Below are 17,720 nucleotides of genomic sequence, written 5' to 3'. Positions count from 1 at the left end.
TTTCTAGTCAAAACTGAATGTATCTCCTAAACCTATTTTTTCAGCAATACCAGTTGTTGCATCCGGTGCGTCATCGTTTTTGTTTTGCCCTTCTCGTTGATACTCGTTCATTGCTTTGTAGTAATCAGACCATTTATCTTTCCAGTTAATCGGGAAGTAAATGTGATTCATCACCCATGTTGAGTTTGATAAGATACGAGCTATTTTGTTATTTGATTGATGGAACGGCTCTATATATGTGTAATTGCTATTATGTTTCTCCATCAATTCTTTCTCTACAGAACGTGCAAAACCACGCCCGCCACCGTTTGATTCGATGTAAGCGTGGTTAACTTTATTTTCATATAACATTTTAGCTGTAGCTGGCTCTGTTTCTTCCATCGGTGCTTTCGTATATAAAACATCAAGTACATAGGCTTCGTTATCAAACGTAACGCCGTAGACAATACTACATAAGTAGTCATCTCCTGTATCTGCTGTATCTGTGTAGTTCTGAATAGATTTAAACGTAGGTAAGTCACCGTCATACGTTTTGAATGCTTTGTACAGTCGTCCTTTAAGGTCTAATGGTCGCTGATAATAGTTAGCATTTAAAATAGCCTCGTCCATAAAGTCGGATAAGGCATCGAAGTTCTTTCTATTCAGTAATTCAGGACATAGCATATTACCTTCCTCATCCATTGCTGGCATCATCAAAACATACCATTCATCAGCTCGTTTACTTTCGAGAATACGGCCACAAATGTCCTTTTTACTCCATCTAGTCATGTTGACGATTTTGATTGATTGGTCCGTTTGTTCTTGTCGTGAGATAAACGTATCAACGAAGAATTGCCATTGTTTATCTAGTGCATTTTCGTTTTGAGCTTCAGCAGCATTTTTTATTGGATCATCAACGATTAGGATGTTACCACCCTTACCAGTGATAGAACCTCCAAGCCCAGCGCCCTTGTAATTAAAATGTTGTCCTTCAAGCGCCCACTGCCGATAAGATGAATCACCTTTTTTTATCTTTACACCAGGAAATATATCACTATAAACAACTTCATGAGGGTAAACTTTCTCCTCACTAATACCATCACGAGTATAACGACTAAAAGCTGTAGCTAAATCCTCATTATAGGACACAGTAATAATACGGTTTTCTTGCCGATCTCCTAGCACCCACTCGCAGAAATGAATGAGGGTTCGTGACTTACCATGCCGAGGCGGTATGTTCATAATCATGTTTTCGTAGGGTATACCATCTTCATTAAGCAAACGCCCCTCATAAAGCGATTGTAACGTTTCACAAATCTTTTCTAGGTGCGTCCTGCCATCAATGTAGAAATCAGGTGCCCTAGTCTTGCAATACTCCCAAAACGATTGTCTTGAAAGATATTTTCGTTCCTCAATGAGTGCGTCTAGTAATTCAATTTCGGCTTGTTCAGCATTCATTGTTTCGTCATCCCTTTCAATCGCTCTATCGCTTCTCGACGCTGTTCTGGTGTCATATAGGCGTATTTATTATCCTCTGAACCAACTACATTGTCTTTTTTGTATTGTTCTATTTCGATGCGTTTAGCTTCATTAGAACACTTCAATTGTTCATTCTGTAGTTGCTTACGCTCATTTTCGTTAAGTAAGTCCATATGTTTCGACAAGAACTCAAGTGCTTTCATTTTGTCAGCAAGTTTGACGGTTATGCCGTCCTTTCCTTGCTTAACCTCTGTAACAAGTGAGCCATCTATTTCAGCAGATTCATTCAGATGCACGTAATTGAATGCGTAAGTTTTAACATTGCCGTTCATATCAAGCTCTGGTTGACCATCCTCGTTGTACACTACTTCTTCCTGTCTGCCAAACTTCATGTAGTCTTTGATGTCAGCAAAGGCGATGTCTATCCACTTTTGGATTAATGTACGTTTGTCGAGTAATGCATCCTCAGTCAATCCATCACGAACCTTAATGATTTCTTCCCGAATCTTAGGGTTTCTTAGGTGTTTACTTCCCTCAACCATTGCAGTTGTATAAGCACACCCATAAACTTTTTGATATGCCTTAGTAGCATTCCAACACTTCACGTAATAAGCGACAAATAGCTGTTGCTTATCATTTAAGCCATTATCGTCTTCATCAGTAAAATAGACAATTTCATCTTTAGATGCATCCTCTTTTACGGTTGCAACCTTCTTCATTTTGGTTGCATCCTTTTCAGTTGCATCCCTCGACCATTTTTCACGGCTCTTTCGACTCTTTAATGTACCAAGCTTTATCCCATGCTTTTCAGCAAGATCAGCTAGTGTAATCTTTGTGGTTTCCCACTCCTGTTTAATTTCATCCCAATTAGCCATATTTCATGATCACCACCACCTATACCTGAAGCCCTGAAAGCCTCTTACTTGTTCTAACTGTTCATGTCTTAAATCGTCCATAAAAATAAGACAACCATTCCATATGCGACTAGTAACTTCACATGTAGCAGTTGCCTTTACTTCAATTCGTTTTACTTTCATTGATGATTCAATGTATCCGTGTTTCACAAAATACACTCTATCGCCCATGTTTAAGTTTTTAGGTCGTCTTGTCAGTTGCCAAAACTGTTCGTAATCACCTTGTTGATAAACAACGGTTTCTCTATCATCATTTCTGTATTCACTCTTAGGAATCGTAACTACGATATCCAATGGCATCACCCCATTATGCTAGTTGCTTTGTATAATAAAAAAAGACGTCTAAATGACATCTTTTTTGAGTAAACCTAATATTAAAATCTATTGCTCATAACTTTCATAACCTCTGATGTTGTAAGCGCAATACCATGTCTTTTTAAAAGTTCACTCTGAATATATTTTGTACTTTTGAATTCACCATTTTCTTCATTTAAAATTTCGTTAATTTTATTCATGACCTCTATATAATTTTTTAGTCCATTATATAAAGAATTGTTATTACCAACTTTTTCCACTTTTGTTTTAACATTTTCACTAAAATTGTTTATTGCTTCCTGAACAAGCTCTTTCGCTTCTTCAGCAGAATAAGTAGGTTGTTCATCCATTGCAGTTATTGTTTCTAAAGTATCCTGAGCTATTGTATCAATATCATTACCCGTGATTTTTTCAACTGAAGTTTTCACTATACCAACATCAGAAACAATACCATGTAATATTGATTTAACATTTTCATTAACAACCCTATTGTCACTATCTTGTTTCAATGAAATATTAATAGCTACTAATGCTAGTACTATTGATGCTGCGCTTGAAATAAAAGAAAACAAATTTATTACTTCTAAGTTATCCCCCAATCTTAAAGTCAGAATTAAAATAATAACCCCGATTAGAATTGCGGTAAGCCATTTCCAATCTTTTTCATCCATGCGCTTCTTTTTATTTTCTGTTTGTTTTTCTGTTTCCATATCTGTCACCTCTCAACAAATCATAATTCAAAAGGTTTAATAATGGAATAATTTTCTACAAATTCCACTCTCAAAACCACACCAAACTCTACCCTATATAGCCAGTGCGCTTATTGCCGTAAAAACGCCCCACCCTACTGTCCACTCACGACTGACCATGTTATTTGTATTTGTATGGCTGTTTGATACAGTTTTCAAAGTAAAAGAAAAAGCCCTTGTAGGGCTCTTAATTACGTGCAATTGAAGCGTTAGCCCACATAACAGCAGTTTCAAGATTTGTCACAGCAACTGACTTCTCTCGGCTGTTTGGACACACTTCCTCAATCAAGTAAGCAAGCTCTTTTGCCTTTTCACGAATAGCTTCATACTTTTCTGGTTGCCCTTCTTTAGGTGCATGGTACATAAAGTTGTTTTCGATTTTCGGATCCATAACCTTTCTCCTCTCATAATAAAAGCCCCCATCCCTGCGCTGGATGAAGGCTTTTTTCATTCGTCTATTATTCTATTGTGGTAAAAATGTCGAGTTAGCTCACTTCTAGCAACCGTGGTAGAGCTACACCACGTTATTATCGTAATCGAATTGTTTTCGTGCATTTCCGTGCACGTTTAGTAAGTTTGACTGAATTATGGAAAGTGGACGAAGTTCACATAAAAACCACTCCTTCTTTCGATTTTTAGCCTTTTATATTAATTAAGATACCTAATCCCTTAAAAAATATGGGCCGGCCATGTATGTCTTGCCCCGAACGAATTTGCTCGGCGCGGGTCGGTCGTCGGTCTGTCTTTCCCTAATATTTAGTTTTTTATAAATACCAAGGGAGGAAACCTTTACCGCACCGAACCTACCTCCGAGTTTACAATACAAATTTTTATTCACAAACTATCGTACATGTTTTACATTTGTTCTTTTTGTTACGTCTGTTTCATTTGTTCCTTTTGTTCCACAATTGCGCCCTTTAATGGAATACCCTTTTATTTTAAATTTTTATACCCCTACTTTCTCCACATGGAAATCAATAATCTATGGAAAGTAATTCCTTTACCTTTGGTATCGAAAAACCTCTTTTTCTTAATGTAGAAATTTCATTTAATCGTTCAACAGCCATAACCCTAGGATAACGTCGTGTAAGATTGAATTCCTCTTGTTCAAAAGGAACCATCCCCTCTTCAGTATAATATTTGATTGTGCTGTACCTTATTCCAGTAATGCGAACTAGCTCACTGATGCTAACATAATCGGAATTGAAAATTACTTCGTCTGAGCGTCTACGTCCCATATAAATAACCTCTCTCTAAACGAGTATTGCTGAAGTAAGAATAATTATATCCATGTTTTCTATTTCTTTATTAATACGTTGAATGTCCTTCCAACGGGAAGGGTACATTTTTTGAAATTCATCAATTCGATTATTTAACTGATTGATTTCAAACTTCGAAAAATAATCCTTTATTGTTTTACTAGCTGATAGCAACAAGGTCAAAGCAACTGTCTCCTCACTAACAGTACCTTCTTCAAGTAGTTCTGCTCGTATCTTTTCAACTGTTTTTTGTTGTAATACAGGGATATTGCCCAAAGTGTTATTAAACCCATTATAGATGTATTTTCTCTCTTTTGAAGGAATATTAAATTTGCTCATCCACTTTTTAAACGTCAAGGGTTTTGTAGCCTGAATAAGAGAATATAGCCTTTTTGCAGGTGCATGTTTAATGTTTACTGTTCGATTTTTAATGATAATTTTACCTTTATCATCAAAACCTATGAAATCTGATATAAGAAGATCCATAAACAATCCACCTATTGCATACATTTGCTGCACACGTCTCCTTCCGATAAAAGAAAATTTCATCTTTCGTCCCTTGGTCAATAAAATAAATTCATCACTAATCAAGTTTTCCTGCATTTATGTTCCTCCTAAAATAAAAATTCTACTTACTACTTACTACTTACTACATAATACACTATTTACCAATTGTAAGCAAACAAAAAGTGGCAATATATGTAACTACTACTTTTGAGTGTAAAATTTTAATTGTAGTTATTCCACAATCTGACCTGATTGTTGAACATACGAAAAGAAGTAGCCCATTGGCTACTTCATCATCTGACTCAAAATATTATTTCTCACTCTAAAAATAGTCGTACTAGATAATCTCATATGCTTTCCAATAGCACGCATACTATCCCCATCCAGTAATCTATGAAGCACTTCAACCTCTCTATCCCCTTCTACAAATGGAATGCGGTTCTGCACTTCCGCAATCTTATGCTCATATTCCTTAATGCGATAATTTAGCGAATATACACGACGTTGTACTTCTGTAAATACTGGATCGCTTGTACCTCCACTAGCCTTTGGTAATGTTGCCTCAATACCATACATAGCTGTTTTAGCACCAATGTAACTGTTGTTATCAACCTTTGCTACTGGCTGTCTTGCTTCCTCAATCGTTTCAACCATCCATCGATAATTTTCAATCCACTGAAGTAAATTCTCTTTTGTTACTTTAATTTGCCCTTGTTTGCCCATTAGGTTTGCCCTCCTAAGTTGTGATATACTTCTTTTACTAGATTGTCTTAAAAGGGCATGAACCAATTCGAGCTGTAGCGTGTGACGACGCTGCGGCTTTTTCTTTTCTAAATCTATCAATATGTTATAATTTGGTTAAAAAGGAAGAAGGTAAATTATGTTCGATTTATCCTTTACGTTAGAAAGTATGGTTAATGTCATTTCTATCTTTTGGAATGTAATGGTTTTGCCATATAAACCAATTTGGATAGTCATAGTTATAGCTGTTCTAGGGAAATTTTACTTTAGAAAATCTCGAACAAACTAATCCTTAAAGTTTGGCAGGTATGTTCCTACCAAACTTTTTTTATTTCCTCATATTGTTAAGTAACTTCGACAGAATGTTGATTAACTTTTCAATTCATCTTGCCATTGTCTTATATGGTCAATTGTTTCTTGCCATCCATCTCGACACTCTTTCAAATAAAGCATAGATTCAACAACTTTATCTTTATCAGGTAATGAACAACCATCAGCGGTCATAATACTTAGTTTTTTGTCTAAATTATCGAAATCTCGTTGACATTCATCACGCTTTTTATACGCCTCTTGCATAGCTAATTGCAAGATGATCTGACGTTCATTTATAATTTTGAAATCCAAATTTACCAACTCCCTTGCTGAACAATATTTATCTATTAAAGATTAGACATATCATCTTTTAACCACTCTTCATTTTTCCCATCATCGTAACCATAGTCCGTTACAGTTCCTTCTGTGCCTTCTGGACACCATTTATCACATGTGTCATTTACTTTAACTGTATTGTTGTATTCACCTGTTACAAAGCAACCAAAAGCATAATGTCCGCATGTCCAACAAACTTTTTCACACATAAATTGACCTCCTACATAAACACTTTCAAATACTTGTATAAAAGTAATTCAGTTTGTAAATAGTGGTTGTATAACTGCTAAGGAAACTTCCAATTGTACACTCGATTTTGAAAACCCGTTTTGATCCCTAGCAGTTATTTCAATCCCTTTTATACATAATTTTTCTTAACTACCTAGCCCACCTACGCAAACGACTAATCTGCTCAAGCTCTTTTCCGATGCTTCTAAGTTCTCTATATACCTTACATCCTCTGCATTTCTTACTAGGGTCATAAGCCGTTTCGGACACCCTTTGCATTTTAGGAAAGCTATGTGGTCCTGCTGATTAACTAACCTTGCTCTGCGTTGTTTAACTTCCTTGCGTACTACGTTCATTTAATCACCCTGCTTTAGCCTCTTTACGTGCTTTCCTAGCCTTTTTAAGTTCATCATGTGTTATCCAACCACTATCAATCTTCGAATACGTTAGAAGCTTTAATTCATGCGGATAACGATATTCAAATAACTTCTTCCTTAACTCAAATTGCTGTGTAACCATTCCTTTAATATCAACCACTTCTGTACGACCATCTGCATAATGAACAGTAAAATCTGCATTGTAACCTATCTCACGATATTTCTTGCCGTTCTTTTCGAACTTAGGCAACAATACGAATCTTGGCTGTAATTCAAAGGCTGTCACAACGCCTTGTGCTTGTAGGTTTTTCAAGTGATCGTAATACCTTGCTTCTATCGCTGAATCGAATGTAATTCCGTCATGTACTACTTTTTTGTTTCCGTATTTTGCTTTGCCCATGTTTTCCTCCTACACAATTCCAAAAAGTGTTTCTTGTATATATCCACGCTCAATTATTTGAGGGTTGAGCCACAAACTTTCACATTTTTCTTTTGCAGCTTCGGTTGTGGCCATCTTTGAAATTCTTGTCCAACCTCGTAAGATGTCATTGTACATATCGCTGTTATAGCCACTAATCATGGCAAACCCTCGATGTTGATTTAGAGCCAATAGTAATGTTTCGTGTTGTTCGTTTGTCATTTCATGAGCATAGTGTCGTTTTGTACGTGTGCTCAATAAATACGGTGGATCACTGTAAATCAGACAATCCTCCTTGTTATAACGAGCTATCAATGTTGCTGCATCTAAATTTTCAATTTGTACATTTTGTAATCGTTCTGTTGCTTCTAAAACGACAGCTGGTAGCTTACGCCAATCAGGTAATGCACTAAATGTTGTAGAGTCTACATTGTGGCGCCACCCTGTACGGTCGCTTGTTTTACCTCCGTGGGCCATCCAACAACGAACAAGAAATACTCTAGCTCTTTCTAAGTCACTTAACTGGCCTTGTAAAGCCTCAAAAGAAGAAATGTATTCTTGTCTCGAATAAGGAGTGAGTTGAATATGTTTGGCCAGCTGTTCAGGTTGTTCTCGAATGACTTTGAATAGGTTCACAATATTGCAGTCAATGTCGTTCGCTGTTTCGATTTTTGAGGGTTGCTTATTGAATAACACAGCACCACTACCAAAGTGCGTTTCAAGATACACATTGTGTTCTGGCATTTGACTTACAATCCATTCGGCCAAGTTCCACTTGCTACCCACGTAATTTAAAATCCTTTTCACGTTATTTCCACATCCTTATTAGCACTCTTATTAGTCTGCTGATAAAACAACCTAATGCCGTTCTACCAGCAGCGTGTATTTAATCCTCAATCCCTCAAGTTATTTAATTCACTGAAACTAGTCTTATATTTTTCGTACTTTGTATTACCATTCCTACGAATAGTAGTCTGTTTCTTCACATCTTCCGATGGAATCCAAAACATTTTTTCTAATTCAGATTTTTCGTTTAACCCCAAGCATAAGAAGTAATCAATTTCATCTTTAACCTTTGTATTAAAGGACCATGCAGAACGATCTTTGGACTTACCGACATTTACCGGGTTCGAAACTTTTATGTCGATATTGAAATTGTTCCACCTTAAGTCGAATGAGCATCTCCAGTCTTTACCTGAGAAATCCTCTGAACCATCAAGTTTCTGTAGACAAAACAACTCCCAACTCCTACCAATACTGAGATTGTGATTATCTAAGATATCTTTAGGAAGTAATTCAATGTTCATCTTCTTTAGCATGTTATAAACAGCTACTGAGGATATTCCGTAAGAATTGGCTAATGATATACCACTTCCAGCTGCTAGATATTCCATTTCAATCGTGTCTCGATTTAAAAAGAATTTGTTTCTGTGTGCATGACCTGCTTTATATCTTGGTTTTCTCGATGGATATTCATGTCTAGGTGAATAAGGTATGTCTTCATTGCAACCACATTGGCATTTGAATAAAGACTTTTTAATACCCATTTTCTTGTCTCCTATGATTCTCCGAATTCTTAGCATAGTAAGCAGTTTCAATTTGTTCAGTTGTAAATCCTAGCACTTTGCCTAAACCCATCAAATCAGCTAGTACTTCACCGAAATTCACTCTGTTTCTATGCATGTCTAACAGTGATATTGTTCTAAATAGTTTTCTGAATTGATCACATACATCTATTTCGGCATATCGTATTTCTTGCTTGTATTCCTCAGATAATAAATAACTAATTAAATCTAGACTTCCGTCCATTTCATTACCGATAGATAAAACAAAACTAAGAACATCTGCATACTCTTCAAGGAGAGGATTTTTTGTAATCTCTCCACTTCCTCCGCAATTCCAACAATCTACTCCGCCCTCAATATTTCCTAATGGAATACCCGTACCTCCACAATTTTTACAAACGTCTATACTTACACATGTCCTTGGGTCCTGATCATTACTCCACTTCTTAAACCCTCGCCATTCATTCGAACATTCGCCTAGCTCAACCTGTAACGCTAACAGCTTCCAGTCAAGATTGTTCTGCCCTCGTAGTTCTGGATGCTCCTGCATGATGTGCTCGTCCAACGCTGCCTGTGTTTTGAATAATTTAGTTAAGTTCATAATTTCACATGCTCCTTATCTGTTTCGAATTTCATTAGTATTTGATACGGTCGTGAATGATGCGGAAAATGATTAACCCTACTTCCTACTTTCCAACCTCTTTCCTTGTCATCCTCAATCAATCGTTCTAACTCTCGTGCTGTTCTAGCCTTGGTGATTTTTCTTAGTGGTACCATGTATATCACCTCGATTTATTTTCTAGAAAGGCAAATCGTCCTGACTAACCTCAATCGGCCCCTTACTATGAGCAAATGGATCTTCATCCACTCTCGTATAACTTGGCTGGTTATTATTACCGCCGTAATTGCCCTGTGGTGGGTTTTGATACGTTCCACCTGTATTTGTACTAGATTGATAGTTTGGCGTGCTCTGTGAGCTTCCTGCGCTGTTTCTTGGCTCTAAGAATTGGATGCTGTCGGCTACAACGTTCGTAAAATAGATTCTTTGCCCGTCTCTCTCATACGAACCAGTGCGTATAGCTCCAGTTATCCCTGTTAAACTACCTTTTCTTAAGTAGTTAGCAGCATTCTCAGCAGTCTTTCTCCATGCTTCAATCTGGATAAAATCAGCTTCATTTTCGTTATTCTGACTTTTGAAAGTTCGATTTACAGCTAATGTAAAACGTGCCCTTGCAATACCTGATTGAGTGTACATAAGCTCAGGATCTTTAGTTAGCCTTCCGATTAGATTTATAGAGTTCAAGCTTGTTCCTCCTAATTTCTTTGTACTTGTTAGCATGTTTCCTTATTGTTGAAGGACAAGCTCCATATATCTCAGCTATCGCTTTCCAGCTTAGAGTTTCTTTTAACTTCCAAATTTTCTCGCAATCTTTAAAAGTTATCTTAGTTCCAGAGCCATGATGCCCATTTCTGACGCAATCAAGCATGTTGTCAGATTGTGTCCCTAATGCTAGATTTTCTATTCGATTATCCGAAGGAATGTCATTTAAATGCCTTACAACCAAACCTTCTGGGATCGGTCCTATAATGGCTTCGTAAGCTAACCTATGAATAAGTTTTTGGTGTTTCCTACCTAATGAAATAGAGTGATGCCCACTATTTGCGTTTACTTTTGGTTTAAGTTTTTTATAGTTATTTTCAAGAACTAAACCATGTAGACCCTTATTTACCCAACGAGAATAAACATTTCCTTTTACATCAACGTAATATCCTTCATGCCCATGAATCGGAAAGTATTTAATCTCTCTACTCATGCCGACTCCTCCTCGTATTCACCTTCGTGCATAACTTCATATGCGCTACTTCCGTCATCGTTTTCCGTTTCTCCTAAAGGCTCTCCATCCAACATTGCAAAATATCCTGTTGGATAAAGCGATACACAATCTTTGTGGTATACTTCGTCGTTTACAAGAACCACTTCATCATTCCAACTGAATGTTTCATCACAAGCCTCACATTTTTTTAAACTTTCACTCACGCAGCCTTCACCCCTTCTGTAATAGAGATTGCATAATCTAACGCCTCATCCTGTGTGCAAAGACCTTTCAGCACTCGTAAAGCTTCTAAGTTCTGATAAAACCCTATTTCGTTTTCTTTGTACTGGTATTTCTTGTAGAGGCCAACGTGTAACACTAGCTGATCTATTAGATATTGTTCATTCATCAGCTTCACCACCTAGTGCCTCTCGCGCAATCTTGTATACCTCAGTTTTCCAACCTTCCATGTTTGGCGCTTCGGCTTCCATGATTTGCTCAAGCGCTTTACGTAACCTCTCAATCTCTGCAACAAGCTTTGGCACATCTGTAATCGCATGTTTAATAAATTCTGTATCACCATCATTTAAGCAATCGTATGTTTCATTCCCTGTTTGGCAAATGGCATAATCTTGATTAGGATTGAATATATCGATATGCCCTTCTGTTGTTTCTTCACTTTCCCACGGCCCTGGTGTTGCCTTTGCCACACGTTCTTTAATAGCATTCAACTGTTCTTGATTCATCACTCATTCACTCCCTACTAATCCTTCTATTTCATTTTGTAAGCAATCTATACAGATGTTGTCCTGCTTCCGACCATCAGGATTGTTTTGATTTAATACATAAACCTTTACTACTGAACAAAAACGTAATGGTTTTTCAATGATTGGTACTTCAAAATGCGTTTTACCACACTCTTCACAACATAATGAGTTCGACATCCTATCACCCTCCATTTCACTCGAATAATTGATAACTAATGACTACAACTGATCCATCAGCAAAAGCATTATTTCGTTCAATATCTTTAGACACCTCAACAATGTCACCGATGCTAGTTATTGGTGTTGCTCGTCTAATTTCGGCGTTCGCAAAACCGCTTGTGTAAAAGTACGAAATAAAGTATCGATATTTTCTATTCATCCCTTCGCCCTCCAATCAAGGGGCTGTGTGCCCCTCTATCTATGTTCAAATACCTTCCGTAATCGGTAGTTCACTTTCATGTCTTTCGGAATCGTTACTGTGAAATCTTGAGCCATTTCAAACAATCGACTCGTTAGCGCCTCGTCAATATAAAGCATGTCGTCCAGTGATAACTCGCTGGATATTAATAACGGCTTGTTGTTCAAATAGCGATAGTTGACTACTTCAAAGATGACCTCTGTCTGCCACGGTTTCACATCGACTTTGCCACCAATCGGCTTGAATAAATCATCTATGAATAGGACATCAACCTCTTTCATCCGATCCATAATTTCGTTTTTACGCTCAAAGTTATTAGCAGCGATATTGTTCATGCCATCTTTGTATGGAAAGTACAGGACAGGTACTTGTTTTGCATGCATCAAGTAATTAGATATGGCGGTCAATAGATGCGTCTTTCCGCAACCAGGTTGTCCGATAAGCATGATACTGTTCTGTCTAAAACCTCTAATATCATCAAAGGCTGCATAATATTGATTTGCCTTGCTTTTCATTTCAACGACTTTGGGATGGACGTCATCAGTCGAGAAGTTTTTGAAGCTCATTTTCTGAAATTCTTCTGTAATTGCACTAGATTTAATGAGTCTATTAATCTTGAACATCTTGCTACATTCGCATTCGACGTAATAGTCTTGCTCAACTTCAACGCCTCTGATATAGTAGCCATTCTTTTTTCGGACTAAGTAACTGCCAGTATCCTTACACTTTGGACAGTTATAGTTAGGTTCCTCAACTACTGTAGTCTCCGAACACAATTGGCTTCTGGCCTTTAACTCCTCCATGACTGCTGCCATTCTGTCGCCCATTCTTTTCATCAACCTTCACCTGCCAATCTGCGTATGAATTTACTCCTTTTTCTAATGACCAATTACGTAGTATCCCTTCGATGTACTCAACACTTGATTTACCTAAATCAGCAGTAAGTTTAATGGCTTCGATAATCAGTAAGTGGTCAGGATACAATTCAAGAAGTTTGTCCATTTTTCGGTGATCCGTAAAGTTACTGATTCGGATTATTGAATCAAAACAATTTTTTATCTCTAGGAAAGGATTGACCGACCGACTCTCTTCTCTCTCTTTCAGTACTTGGTTATTATCAGTATTTGGTTTATTCAATACTTGGTTATTATCAATACTTAGTAGTGTTCGATTTTCTACTTCTTGAAAACCTACTTCTTGGTTTTCTACTTCTTGCTTTTCTACTTCTTGAAAATCGGTAAGTAGAGAATTTATAGGCACTTCATGAACAATCGTTTCCCATTCTTTAATTCTTTGCCCTTCACGAATAGGTTTTCGTTCAATGTAGCCACATGTCTTTAATTCGTTGAAACCTGCTCTGAAAGATGCCTTGCCATCAGTTGAATGAGTCATTAGCTCGTCCATATAAAACACCCAATCATCTGGCATTGAAAGCATGTATGCCATTATGCCTTTAGCTTTCCAAGATAGCCGGTTGTCGTTCAATGCTGTTCGATTCATCACTACATAGTTGCTGTTCTTAGCCACTCGGATGATGCCCATTTGCCCTCACCTCTCCTAAAATGGCAATGGTGTGCCATTGATAAATAAATCACTAACTTTCTTATCATGAATTACAGCTTCTATTGCTAGAGATTGCGGCTCTTTATAAGTCGCATTATTGATTTCTTTAATAAATTTAAAAGCTGTATTTGTATCTAGTTGTTGATTAGTTTTTTGAGCGATAATTTCGCTAATAACTTCTTTTCGAATTAGTTCAAGTTTTAATTTCAAGGATTTGTTCATACCTCAACCCTCCATATTCGCAATATTCAAATTTTTAACCACAGAATTATTCACAGAATCCACATTTGGTCATTGTTCTTCTGTCCAATACGCCAAACCTTTAGTAACCAATGTTTCGCATAACTCTTTGAATTGAGTTTCAATCTCTGGGTTTCTAAATCCAATTCGACGGAACGAATCTCCCATTTCCCAATATTCTGGGCCGCGTGTTAAAAATTGCACCAATATTAAATCGCAATGTTCGTCTCCTTTGTAAACCTCTAAACTAGTGGAGAAACGGAATGTATGCGGAATTCTCATAATTAGAGTTTCTGTCGATTGGAAAAACCCTTTGTCCCTAATGAATGTAGCACCGTTAACACTTAATCCCTCTAAATCTAATAACGTCGGTTCTTCCTTGAATCTCAAAATTTTGCCCATTTTTAAAACCTCCTACGGAATAAAAATCATCTTGCCTGTTGCCCTTGCTACTGCTATTTAAGCTTTTTCGTGCTGTATAATATCGCTGATATCACATTTTAAAACCGTACATAAAGTATCTAAATCACTGATTTTTATACTTTTCGAACGCCCATAATATAAATCTCTTAATGTTGGATATGAGATACCAGTCATCCTATGAACATCACTAGCTTTTAAATTGCGTGCAGCACACCATACCCTGAAACGTAATTTGATCATGGTTACCTCCTATAAAAGCCCTTGCTCCCTCTCACAAACTGCGAAATTACCACTAACCTTTAACACTCTGTAGTTTGGGTATCTACGCATGTAGTCGAGCACCAGACGCCTTATTTCATCGTTATCCTTCGCCTGTTGGAATATCCAAGCAGGCAGAAGGACTTTGTGCGGTACGTTATTCATTCATTTACACCACCTACTCTAGTAGATACTCAATTTCAAATGTTCCTTCTAACTTCTTTGAAGACCGACAGTATTCGCACTTATCACAACGATGTGGATTTTTACGTCCTAACTTCGCTTCTACGATGCTTGGTAACATCGTTTGAACATATTCCTTTTCAAAGTCGAAACGTCCTGAATCAAAGTGTAAAACTGCTTTATCGGGTGGCGATTCTTTAGTGACTGCAACAATGTATGGATCATAGTAACGGCCCGTATTTTGATAAATGATTTCACGATACACCCACATCTGCAGCACATAATCGAATGCTTGTACAAACGAAACCCAAGTGTTGTATTTCTCGCTCCAGTACCGTTTCCTAAGCTCCTGCGTACTCTTTAAATCACTGAAAAATCCACGTTCATGACTGATGTTATCGACTTTGATTTTCCACTCATTACCGAATAACTCACCTGTGAAGATAACTTCTTTTTCGCCTTGTAAAGCGAACATACAAAACTCGTCATTTTTAATCGTTTCAATCATGTCGTCAGCTTTTTCGTAGTCTTTATATTTGTTGCCACGATTGTTGTAAATGCTGTTATGATTTAGTTCCTTAAATTCAGCAAATGCTTCATTACTTTCGAAAGCAGCATGTAAATAGGATCCCACCATTAGAGCTGTAGAGGGGGGACGAGTAAACTCTCCCCGTACCTCTGCAAATGTTCTAGCTTCGCACTCCATCGCGCTTTTAAACTGCGATACTGACATGTAATGTCGGTTGGCCTCACTCGAGTGGTAGTTCTGGCTGTTCAATTGGAATGTCGTTTGGTGCATCTGGTTTCACCTCTGTTTTTGGTTCTGTTTGAGCTTTAAAATCTTCTCCTAATGCGCTTGATTGGTTTTTACCAATATCTTTGTTGAACCAATCTTCTACGATAGACATACCGTCTTTAATAGAATTTCGAATGTTTGTTAATTGAACAAGATCAAATTCACTAAATGACGAAGCACTATAACCAAAGCGATCTTCTATCATTTCTTGAGTAACACCGTACTTTTCCTTAAAGTGAGCTAATGCTCCACTTACACGTTCTTTTAAGGGTTTATCAGATTGTCCAGATAGTGTTAATCTGCATTGTTCAATAGCCATTTCAACAACATCACCTGGAATAACTCCTAAAATACATGCACGTAGTCGACGCGCACCATCACTCGCAACTCGTTCATAAATATCTCTTGGATCTTTTAACGGTATTAAGTTTCCTCTGGCACTACGTACATGCTTCACTGTAAATACTTTTTCTTGACGTACATTCGTTTCTAAGTCCCAACAAAATGCTTTTGCTACTGATTCACCTTCGCGTTGTTCCAATTCTTGAATACCGTATGATAAATTACCCCAATTTTGTGCTAATACCTCTGCTAATCGAATGGAAGCACCTTCTACCTTGGTAGCTCCTCGATTGTATGCGTACATAGAAGTACCAGCTAACGAAGGACGTTTACAAGCATCTTGAATACGTTTTTCAGCTTCAAAATAATTACGTGGATATGACTTCGCCATGAAAATCTGACCTTTGACCTCTTCCATTTCACGAGAGGAACTAGCTTGAGCTAGTACCCCTCCACCTTGTGGTTGTTGGTAGGCAGTTGGATTATTAAACTGTTCTGCTAAGTTACTCATTGAAATTCCTCCTGTAGTGCGCTATAATTGCGCTAAATATTTGATTTGTTTAAGCCACTATTACGAGTAGTGGTTTATTTTTTTGTACAAAATGCTGCACCGAAGTATGTTTCTAGATACGTGTGAATGTTGTCGAAATGCACTACATCGCCATTTGGAAATTTCATATAATCGTCATTACTTACAATTAGAGAGCCATATACATCTCGAAAATCTTCTTCGATATAACGAAATGTTGGAACTTGATTTACTGGCTCGATAGTGCCTAACACCATCGGATTTTCTACTAATAAATTCACGCTATCGCCTCCTGTATGAATAAGTGATCTTTTTCAAATTCAGTTAAACAAGTGGTAAACTTGATACCTTCTACTTCTGCCACAATTCGGTTATAGCTGGCTAACTCCCAATTAAGATTCAAGAGCTCATTGGTGTTTAAGACCTGCACCTCAACGCCATACAACTCATTTACAGTCAAATTAATAACTGATTTGATACCTAATGAATGAACAATTTGCGGCACTTTGGAAGCTAGTTCTAAAAGTTCGGTCATACGTTTATCCATACAAATCAACCCTTTCGTTTTTATTTTTTGATGGGCTTTCCCATCAAGCAGCTTGTAAATTCCAAAGAGGAAACGGCTAACCAACCATTTACAAACTGCTTGACGAGAGCGAGTTTCGACTCGCAAACGTCTTTAATTTATTTGAATGAATCGACTACTGATTTGAATAGCGCATCCTTTGTACGCTGGTACTTCGGCAACTCATCGTAACGCATAATACATGGATGAGTTTTTAACTCTGGATTTTTTTCTTTGCCATAAACCCAACCTTCATCTAGCTTTTGTTTTAACCAGTTTTCATGGGACATTTCAGGCGTTACTTCATTTTCTAGGTGGTACTGTACTCCGCTGATTGCAGATGACTTTTGCCACTCTGGCGCCTCTTCCCAACTAGATTGTGAGAAATCATTTTGACTTTCACAGTAAGCTTTGTTCACGTTGTGACAGATTTTTGCGATTAGTTCGATATTCATTTAATTACCTCCGTGTGTTATAATGAACTTGTATATGTTGTTGCTGTTTAATCACGTCATTGATTAAGCAGCTTTTTTATTTGCATGCATTTCAAGCAATAATCTACGTTGTTTCTTGTTGAGATGTAACCAATCCCCTGCACTAATGAACATTCTTATTCACCACTTTCTGATTGATATTAAGCGCT

Annotated in this window: 32 protein-coding genes; all 32 read right to left on the bottom strand. The window is 37.3% G+C overall.

Translation table 11 applies throughout. The features are described 5' to 3' along the window. Nucleotides 1–3: 3 nt before the first annotated feature. On the bottom strand, nucleotides 4–1,437 hold the full coding sequence (terL, locus tag C9J37_RS18980) for a phage terminase large subunit (RefSeq protein WP_107896620.1): 1,434 nt from the start codon (nucleotides 1,435–1,437) through the stop codon (nucleotides 4–6). Then, a complete protein-coding gene (locus C9J37_RS18975) occupies nucleotides 1,434–2,333 on the bottom strand; it encodes a terminase small subunit (RefSeq protein ID WP_107896619.1) in 900 nt (299 codons plus the stop codon). Before C9J37_RS18975 ends, terL begins: the two co-directional genes overlap by 4 nt. A gap of 9 nt (nucleotides 2,334–2,342) precedes the next feature. Next, nucleotides 2,343–2,666, bottom strand: coding sequence for a hypothetical protein (locus tag C9J37_RS18970; RefSeq protein ID WP_107896618.1), 324 nt, complete (start codon nucleotides 2,664–2,666; stop codon nucleotides 2,343–2,345). Between the two features lie 80 nt (nucleotides 2,667–2,746). Then, nucleotides 2,747–3,397 carry a hypothetical protein gene (locus tag C9J37_RS18965; protein ID WP_107896617.1) on the bottom strand — a complete coding sequence of 217 codons (651 nt, stop codon included), beginning with the start codon at nucleotides 3,395–3,397 and terminating at the stop codon, nucleotides 2,747–2,749. Nucleotides 3,398–3,623: 226 nt separating this feature from the next. After that, on the bottom strand, nucleotides 3,624–3,827 hold the full coding sequence (locus C9J37_RS18960) for an Acb2/Tad1 domain-containing protein (RefSeq protein ID WP_107896616.1): 204 nt from the start codon (nucleotides 3,825–3,827) through the stop codon (nucleotides 3,624–3,626). A 583-nt stretch (nucleotides 3,828–4,410) separates the two neighbouring features. Then, the gene (locus tag C9J37_RS18955) at nucleotides 4,411–4,674 is read right to left on the bottom strand and encodes a helix-turn-helix domain-containing protein (RefSeq protein ID WP_107896615.1); all 264 of its coding nucleotides are present in this window, start codon (nucleotides 4,672–4,674) and stop codon (nucleotides 4,411–4,413) included. 15 nt (nucleotides 4,675–4,689) lie between these two features. Then, nucleotides 4,690–5,298, bottom strand: coding sequence for a hypothetical protein (locus tag C9J37_RS18950; RefSeq protein WP_107896614.1), 609 nt, complete (start codon nucleotides 5,296–5,298; stop codon nucleotides 4,690–4,692). Nucleotides 5,299–5,487: 189 nt separating this feature from the next. After that, the gene (locus C9J37_RS18945; protein ID WP_107896613.1) at nucleotides 5,488–5,925 is read right to left on the bottom strand and encodes a helix-turn-helix domain-containing protein; all 438 of its coding nucleotides are present in this window, start codon (nucleotides 5,923–5,925) and stop codon (nucleotides 5,488–5,490) included. 387 nt (nucleotides 5,926–6,312) lie between these two features. Next, nucleotides 6,313–6,567, bottom strand: coding sequence for a hypothetical protein (locus tag C9J37_RS18940; protein ID WP_107896612.1), 255 nt, complete (start codon nucleotides 6,565–6,567; stop codon nucleotides 6,313–6,315). A 35-nt stretch (nucleotides 6,568–6,602) separates the two neighbouring features. Further along, a complete protein-coding gene (locus C9J37_RS18935) occupies nucleotides 6,603–6,800 on the bottom strand; it encodes a hypothetical protein (protein ID WP_107896611.1) in 198 nt (65 codons plus the stop codon). 379 nt (nucleotides 6,801–7,179) lie between these two features. Further along, entirely contained in the window at nucleotides 7,180–7,596 is a 417-nt protein-coding gene (locus C9J37_RS18925) for a DUF1064 domain-containing protein (protein ID WP_107896609.1), read from the bottom strand. A gap of 9 nt (nucleotides 7,597–7,605) precedes the next feature. Further along, nucleotides 7,606–8,421 (bottom strand): DNA adenine methylase, encoded by an 816-nt coding sequence (locus tag C9J37_RS18920; RefSeq protein ID WP_235617172.1) that lies wholly within the window; start codon nucleotides 8,419–8,421, stop codon nucleotides 7,606–7,608. An 86-nt stretch (nucleotides 8,422–8,507) separates the two neighbouring features. Then, nucleotides 8,508–9,161, bottom strand: coding sequence for a hypothetical protein (locus tag C9J37_RS18915; RefSeq protein ID WP_107896608.1), 654 nt, complete (start codon nucleotides 9,159–9,161; stop codon nucleotides 8,508–8,510). Next, nucleotides 9,151–9,780 carry a dUTP diphosphatase gene (locus C9J37_RS18910; protein WP_107896607.1) on the bottom strand — a complete coding sequence of 210 codons (630 nt, stop codon included), beginning with the start codon at nucleotides 9,778–9,780 and terminating at the stop codon, nucleotides 9,151–9,153. Before C9J37_RS18910 ends, C9J37_RS18915 begins: the two co-directional genes overlap by 11 nt. Beyond that, nucleotides 9,777–9,956, bottom strand: a complete 180-nt coding sequence (locus C9J37_RS18905) for a hypothetical protein (RefSeq protein ID WP_107896606.1) — start codon at nucleotides 9,954–9,956, stop codon at nucleotides 9,777–9,779. Before C9J37_RS18905 ends, C9J37_RS18910 begins: the two co-directional genes overlap by 4 nt. A 22-nt stretch (nucleotides 9,957–9,978) precedes the next feature. Beyond that, entirely contained in the window at nucleotides 9,979–10,518 is a 540-nt protein-coding gene (gene ssb / locus C9J37_RS18900; protein WP_107896605.1) for a single-stranded DNA-binding protein, read from the bottom strand. Next, nucleotides 10,448–10,993: an HNH endonuclease signature motif containing protein gene (locus C9J37_RS18895; RefSeq protein WP_107896604.1), complete on the bottom strand. Its 546-nt coding sequence runs from the start codon at nucleotides 10,991–10,993 to the stop codon at nucleotides 10,448–10,450. Before C9J37_RS18895 ends, ssb begins: the two co-directional genes overlap by 71 nt. Then, a complete protein-coding gene (locus C9J37_RS18890; RefSeq protein WP_107896603.1) occupies nucleotides 10,990–11,217 on the bottom strand; it encodes an LIM domain-containing protein in 228 nt (75 codons plus the stop codon). Before C9J37_RS18890 ends, C9J37_RS18895 begins: the two co-directional genes overlap by 4 nt. Next, nucleotides 11,214–11,402: a hypothetical protein gene (locus tag C9J37_RS18885; protein ID WP_107896602.1), complete on the bottom strand. Its 189-nt coding sequence runs from the start codon at nucleotides 11,400–11,402 to the stop codon at nucleotides 11,214–11,216. Before C9J37_RS18885 ends, C9J37_RS18890 begins: the two co-directional genes overlap by 4 nt. Continuing rightward, nucleotides 11,395–11,742, bottom strand: a complete 348-nt coding sequence (locus C9J37_RS18880) for a hypothetical protein (RefSeq protein ID WP_107896601.1) — start codon at nucleotides 11,740–11,742, stop codon at nucleotides 11,395–11,397. Before C9J37_RS18880 ends, C9J37_RS18885 begins: the two co-directional genes overlap by 8 nt. Beyond that, nucleotides 11,743–11,937 carry a hypothetical protein gene (locus tag C9J37_RS18875; RefSeq protein WP_107896600.1) on the bottom strand — a complete coding sequence of 65 codons (195 nt, stop codon included), beginning with the start codon at nucleotides 11,935–11,937 and terminating at the stop codon, nucleotides 11,743–11,745. A 16-nt stretch (nucleotides 11,938–11,953) separates the two neighbouring features. Then, nucleotides 11,954–12,139 (bottom strand): hypothetical protein, encoded by a 186-nt coding sequence (locus C9J37_RS18870; RefSeq protein ID WP_107896599.1) that lies wholly within the window; start codon nucleotides 12,137–12,139, stop codon nucleotides 11,954–11,956. Nucleotides 12,140–12,174: 35 nt separating this feature from the next. Continuing rightward, a complete protein-coding gene (locus C9J37_RS18865; protein ID WP_235617171.1) occupies nucleotides 12,175–13,014 on the bottom strand; it encodes a DnaA ATPase domain-containing protein in 840 nt (279 codons plus the stop codon). Continuing rightward, nucleotides 12,929–13,720 carry a DnaD domain protein gene (locus C9J37_RS18860; protein WP_107896597.1) on the bottom strand — a complete coding sequence of 264 codons (792 nt, stop codon included), beginning with the start codon at nucleotides 13,718–13,720 and terminating at the stop codon, nucleotides 12,929–12,931. Before C9J37_RS18860 ends, C9J37_RS18865 begins: the two co-directional genes overlap by 86 nt. Nucleotides 13,721–13,735: 15 nt before the next feature. After that, nucleotides 13,736–13,963: a hypothetical protein gene (locus C9J37_RS18855; RefSeq protein ID WP_107896596.1), complete on the bottom strand. Its 228-nt coding sequence runs from the start codon at nucleotides 13,961–13,963 to the stop codon at nucleotides 13,736–13,738. Between the two features lie 69 nt (nucleotides 13,964–14,032). Continuing rightward, nucleotides 14,033–14,383, bottom strand: a complete 351-nt coding sequence (locus C9J37_RS18850; protein WP_107896595.1) for a hypothetical protein — start codon at nucleotides 14,381–14,383, stop codon at nucleotides 14,033–14,035. Nucleotides 14,384–14,440: 57 nt separating this feature from the next. Continuing rightward, entirely contained in the window at nucleotides 14,441–14,644 is a 204-nt protein-coding gene (locus C9J37_RS18845) for a helix-turn-helix domain-containing protein (RefSeq protein ID WP_107896594.1), read from the bottom strand. 196 nt (nucleotides 14,645–14,840) lie between these two features. After that, a complete protein-coding gene (locus tag C9J37_RS18840) occupies nucleotides 14,841–15,578 on the bottom strand; it encodes an LCABL_13060 family 5'-3'-exonuclease (RefSeq protein ID WP_107896593.1) in 738 nt (245 codons plus the stop codon). Between the two features lie 16 nt (nucleotides 15,579–15,594). Continuing rightward, nucleotides 15,595–16,494: a hypothetical protein gene (locus tag C9J37_RS18835; protein ID WP_107896592.1), complete on the bottom strand. Its 900-nt coding sequence runs from the start codon at nucleotides 16,492–16,494 to the stop codon at nucleotides 15,595–15,597. Nucleotides 16,495–16,568: 74 nt separating this feature from the next. Continuing rightward, nucleotides 16,569–16,793, bottom strand: coding sequence for a YqaI family protein (locus C9J37_RS18830; protein WP_107896591.1), 225 nt, complete (start codon nucleotides 16,791–16,793; stop codon nucleotides 16,569–16,571). Continuing rightward, nucleotides 16,790–17,059 (bottom strand): hypothetical protein, encoded by a 270-nt coding sequence (locus C9J37_RS18825; RefSeq protein ID WP_107896590.1) that lies wholly within the window; start codon nucleotides 17,057–17,059, stop codon nucleotides 16,790–16,792. Before C9J37_RS18825 ends, C9J37_RS18830 begins: the two co-directional genes overlap by 4 nt. 137 nt (nucleotides 17,060–17,196) lie before the next feature. Then, entirely contained in the window at nucleotides 17,197–17,532 is a 336-nt protein-coding gene (locus C9J37_RS18820) for a RyR domain-containing protein (RefSeq protein WP_107896589.1), read from the bottom strand. Nucleotides 17,533–17,720 lie beyond the last annotated feature (188 nt).

This window comes from Lysinibacillus mangiferihumi, from assembly GCF_003049665.1.
Taxonomy (GTDB): domain Bacteria; phylum Bacillota; class Bacilli; order Bacillales_A; family Planococcaceae; genus Lysinibacillus; species Lysinibacillus mangiferihumi.
This window is presented reverse-complemented; position numbering and strand designations above follow the sequence as displayed.